This window comes from Bacillus sp. P4_D3 (genome assembly GCF_056401855.1).
Genome location: NZ_JBFUIN010000232.1, coordinates 1 through 5,022, shown reverse-complemented (window position 1 = coordinate 5,022; position 5,022 = coordinate 1). Strand labels below are relative to the sequence as shown.

Genomic DNA, 5,022 nt, shown 5'->3' with positions numbered 1-5,022 from the left:
GTATACTCTCTAGCAAATACACCTGATAATAAACCAATAATTAAGTAAATGAGTGCTGCATTATATAATTTCTTCATTATATTCCTCCTGCTGTAGAACGACAATTAATATCGTCACTTTCCATATTCACTGCAATCATTTTACGCAAAGTTTATGAACGGAATATGAACAGAGTATTACATTGTTAGTTTGGTTTTTTATTTCTTGAAAATAAAAAGGCCATTCCACAACTATTAATTGTGGAATGGCCTTCTAACTTATTTTAAATCTTCAATTGAGAAGGCACCAGGCAATAACTGCTCTACAGTCACTTCTTTTTCATCGCCTTTTACATTCGTTAGTAAAACTGGCATTTTCGGATTACAAAATTCAGCAATAACTTGTCTACATGCACCACATGGTGAAATCGGTCCGTCCGTTTCGCCTGTAATGACTAAGTAACTAAAGTCACGCTCACCTTCTGATACTGCTTTAAAGATTGCCGTTCTTTCTGCACAGTTACATAAACCGTAAGAAGCATTTTCTATATTACAACCAGTATAAATTTTACCTTCTTTCGTAACTAACGCTGCACCAACAGGAAATTTTGAATACGGAATATACGCTTTTGATAACATCTTATTTGCTTCTTCAATATATTTTTTCTTATCCATATTATTTCCTCCTCAAAGTAAATGTAATTATGATTAGTCAGTAATAACTGTATGAACCAATTTAGGAGCCACTGCTGTTTCAGAGATAGAAATATTTTCATAAATTTTTGCTTTTACATCTTCTACATTTTCACGATTTGCGTAAATCGTTACGAATGGCTCATCTTCTTTTACTGCGTCGCCAACTTTTTTACGTAACATTAAACCTACAGCTAAATCAATTTCATCTTCCTTCGTTGCACGACCTGCACCAAGTAACATAGCTGCGATACCGATTTCATCTGCAAMAATGTTTGAAATAACACCTGAAGTTTTTGCAGGTACATCAATTACATACTTCGCTTGTGGCATTTTTTCTGGATTGTCTACAATCGAGCTGTCTCCGCCTTGATTGCTTAAGAACTCTTTAAATTTCTCAGTTGCTTTTCCGTTTTTCATAACTTCAATTAGCATTTCACGAGCTTCTTCTAATGTATTTGCTTTTTTCGCAAGTACAACCATTTGGCTACCTAATACAAGTACTAATTCTGTTAAATCTTCTGGACCTTCACCTTTTAAAGTATCAATTGCTTCCTTCACTTCTAGAGCGTTACCAATCGCAAAACCAAGAGGCTGTGACATATCTGAAATTACTGCCATCGTTTGACGTCCAACATTATTTCCGATACGTACCATTGCATGAGCTAATTCTTTTGCATCTTCTTCTGTTTTCATAAATGCACCAGCACCTGTTTTCACATCAAGTACGATCGCATCAGCACCAGCTGCAATTTTTTTACTCATAATTGAACTTGCGATTAGAGGAATCGAGTTTACTGTTCCTGTTACATCACGAAGTGCATAGATTTTTTTATCAGCAGGTGTTAAGTTTCCTGTTTGTCCGATAACAGCCACTTTATCACGGTTTACAATATCAATGAATTGCTCTTTCGTAATTTCAACGTGGAATCCTTCCACTGCTTCTAATTTATCAATTGTCCCGCCCGTATGTCCTAAACCACGACCAGACATTTTTGCTACTGGTACATCTAAAGCAGCAACTAATGGTCCTAATACTAATGTTGTTGTATCACCAACACCGCCAGTTGAATGCTTATCTACTTTAATACCTTCAATTGCTGATAAGTCGATTGTTTCTCCAGATTCAACCATTGCCATTGTTAAGTCTGCGCGTTCACGATCCGTCATATCTTGGAAGAAGATTGCCATTGCAAGTGCACTCGCTTGATAATCAGGAATACTTCCATCTGTATATCCATTAATAAAGAAATTAATTTCTTCAGTCGTTAATTCTTTTCCATCACGTTTTTTCGCAATAATATCTACCATTCTCATTGTAATCACCATTCCTTTTTATATTATATGAATCTGTTAAAATAATAAGCCAACGATTGTTGCTGATAAGAAACTTACTAACGTTGCACCGAAAAGTAATTTCAAACCAAATCTTGCGACTACATTCCCTTGTTTTTCATTTAAGCTCTTAACTGCCCCAGCAATAATTCCAATTGAAGAGAAGTTTGCAAATGAAACTAAGAATACAGATATAATCGCTGTCGTTCTATCTGAGAAATTAAAGTTTCCTTGTGCTAAATCTGTCATCGCAACAAATTCATTTGATACAAGTTTTGTCGCCATAATATTCCCTGCGTTAACTGCTTCATGCCATGGAACACCCATAATAAATGCAAATGGTGCAAATACATAACCAAGAATTTCTTGGAATGAGATACCGATTACACCTTTAAATACTGCATTAATGAATGCGATAAGGGCAACGAAACCAATTAACATAGCTGCTACTGTAATCGCAACTTTAAATCCATCTATAATGTATTCCCCTAATACTTCAAAGAATGTCTTTTTCTCTTCTTCTTGTACTTCTAACATATCTTCTTCTTCAGTAACTTCATACGGGTTAATGATAGAAGCAATAATGAAGCCACCGAATAAGTTAAGCACTAAAGCGGTTACAACATATTGCGGTTTTAATAACACCATATATGATCCAACGATAGACATAGATACTGTAGACATTGCAGATGCACATAATGTATACATTCTTTTCTCTGGCAATAATCCTAGTTGTTTCTTAACTGAAATAAACACTTCAGATTGTCCTAAAATCGCAGAAGCTACCGCGTTATATGATTCGAGTTTCCCCATCCCATTTACTTTACTTAATACTAGACCGATAGATTTCACAATAATAGGTAATACTTTAATGTGTTGCAAAATACCTATTAAAGCTGATATAAATACGATTGGCATTAATACACTTAAAAAGAATGAAAACTCTTTTTGATTTACTAATCCACCAAATACGAAATTCACACCATCAGCGGCATATTTTAATAATTCTCCAAAACCATCTGCTATTCCGYTAATTAATATATTCCCTACGCTTGTATTTAATAATAAAAACCCCAAAATGAATTGTAATATAACCATCGTTATGATTGGGCGATATTTGACTTTCTTTCTATCATTACTAGCAAGCCAAGCGATACCTAAAATCAATACGAGGCCTAAAACACCGATTAAGTATTTCATAAGCCGTCTCCTCCCATTCGTATCCGCTTACATTCTTTTCAATTGTTAAAGCAATAGATACACTTTACTTTAAACGTGTATCTATTGCTTTTCACACTTTATTAATTAGTAATTATCTGTAGCACCTTTTGCATCATTTAATACGATTGCAACACTAGCACTTGCTCCAACGCGAGAAGCTCCAGCCTCTACCATTTTGTCTGCATCTTCACGTGTACGAACGCCGCCAGATGCTTTCACGCCAACGTTTGGTCCAACTGTTTTACGCATTAATGCGATATCTTCTGCAGTTGCTCCGCCAGTTGAGAATCCAGTTGAAGTTTTTACGAAATCAGCGCCAGCTTTTACTGATAATTCACAAGCACGAACTTTTTCTTCATCTGTTAGAAGGCAAGTTTCAATGATTACTTTTACAAGAGCTTTTCCTTTTGCTGCTTGTACTACTTCATAAATGTCTTTTTCAACGAACTCATTGTCGCCATCTTTTAAAGCACCTACGTTGATTACCATATCAACTTCAGTTGCACCTTTTACGATAGCATCTTTTGTTTCGAATGCTTTTGTTTCAGTAGTGCTTGCTCCTAATGGGAAACCGATTACAGTACAAACGTCTACATCATGTCCAGCTAATTCTTCAGCAGCTAGCTTTACCCATGTAGGATTAATACAAACTGAAGCAAATTTGTATTGCTTTGCCTCTTCGATTACTTTCATAACATCTTCTTTTGTAGAATTTGGTTTTAAAATTGTATGGTCAATTAACTTTGCAATGTTCATTATCTTCACTCCTCATATCTTTTAACAACTTCATTCTAACTCTTAGTTGAACAAATGTAAATACACTTTTGAACTTTTGTTCATTCTTTTTTAGAAGGGAATTTCTAGTAATACATTGAAAGTAGTATAAGCTTGTAAATAAAGGATGTGAACCACTTGTTTAAGTCAAAATTCTTTATATTCACATTGCTAGTATGCACCTCACTATCCATATTTATTTTTTATAAAAGGGATGTTATTTTCCAAGAAGGAAACCCAGTTCCATTTGCTTTAGCTATGTCTAAGATGGTTATTCAAGATAAAGAAATGGTGGAAGTAGAACCGATAGATAATCAATACCCCTACTTAGTAAAGCGCGGAAAAATGGAACCTTTTATCGATATGATGGAGCAAGATGGCTGGAGTTTTGTAGATAGAGATATTATGGCTAACTCACTAATTTTTGAAAAAGGAGATCAATCAAAGAGCGTTCCTTACAAATACTTTACAAGGTACTACACATTGATTTATTCATACTAAAAATAAAAGGCTTTCTCAAAATTAATATTTTGAGAAAGCCTTTTATTTCTAACCTTTTTGATAATGTAACAATTCTTTCGCTGTATGCTGATCTATAATTAGTACATTTGCATACCCGCCACGTAACGCACCGTCAATTGCTTTTATTTTTCTATTACCACCTGCAACTAAAATAGAACGTTTCTTTAATTTAAGTTCCTCTAACTCAATTCCAATTGTACGCTTATTAATTTCTTCGCTACTAATATTTCCGTCTCCATCAAAGAAACGTGAACAAATGTCACCGACAGCTTGTTCTTTCAAAATGTTCGTTTCATCCTTATCTAAATATCCTAATCGGAATAATAACGCTTCATCACGCACTGTTCCAACAGTGAAAATTGCAATATTTGCTTGTTTCCCCATTTCAATAATGTGATGAATATGTCTATCTTGCTCCACTAATTCTTTTGTCACCGCATTATCAAATATAACTGGAAGAGGTAGATTTCTTGGCGTCGTTTGAAAAGCATCTGCAAAT

General features: G+C 34.7%; 7 protein-coding genes. 1 reads left to right on the top strand and 6 read right to left on the bottom strand.

Annotated elements, in window-relative coordinates:
• From AC1DTM_RS18005 to deoC, 5 genes are all read right to left on the bottom strand, one after another.
• The coding region (locus AC1DTM_RS18005; RefSeq protein ID WP_477000594.1) for a DUF2871 family protein at positions 1-77 on the bottom strand (77 nt) is incomplete at its 3' end.
• A gap of 180 nt (positions 78-257) precedes the next feature.
• Positions 258-653, bottom strand: coding sequence for a cytidine deaminase (locus AC1DTM_RS18000; protein WP_002158324.1), 396 nt, complete (start codon positions 651-653; stop codon positions 258-260).
• 33 nt (positions 654-686) lie between these two features.
• On the bottom strand, positions 687-1,988 hold the full coding sequence (locus tag AC1DTM_RS17995) for a pyrimidine-nucleoside phosphorylase (protein ID WP_477000593.1): 1,302 nt from the start codon (positions 1,986-1,988) through the stop codon (positions 687-689).
• Positions 1,989-2,024: 36 nt separating this feature from the next.
• A complete protein-coding gene (locus AC1DTM_RS17990) occupies positions 2,025-3,206 on the bottom strand; it encodes a NupC/NupG family nucleoside CNT transporter (protein ID WP_477000592.1) in 1,182 nt (393 codons plus the stop codon).
• Between the two features lie 105 nt (positions 3,207-3,311).
• Positions 3,312-3,983 carry a deoxyribose-phosphate aldolase gene (deoC, locus tag AC1DTM_RS17985; protein WP_404444366.1) on the bottom strand — a complete coding sequence of 224 codons (672 nt, stop codon included), beginning with the start codon at positions 3,981-3,983 and terminating at the stop codon, positions 3,312-3,314.
• A 156-nt stretch (positions 3,984-4,139) separates the two neighbouring features.
• Between deoC and AC1DTM_RS17980 the strand changes: the two genes are divergently transcribed.
• The gene (locus AC1DTM_RS17980) at positions 4,140-4,502 is read left to right on the top strand and encodes a hypothetical protein (protein ID WP_002086260.1); all 363 of its coding nucleotides are present in this window, start codon (positions 4,140-4,142) and stop codon (positions 4,500-4,502) included.
• Positions 4,503-4,550: 48 nt separating this feature from the next.
• On the opposite strand, the gene AC1DTM_RS17975 is transcribed toward AC1DTM_RS17980, so the two are convergent.
• A partial coding sequence (locus AC1DTM_RS17975; protein ID WP_477000591.1) for a sugar-binding transcriptional regulator occupies positions 4,551-5,022 on the bottom strand: 472 nt, incomplete at its 5' end.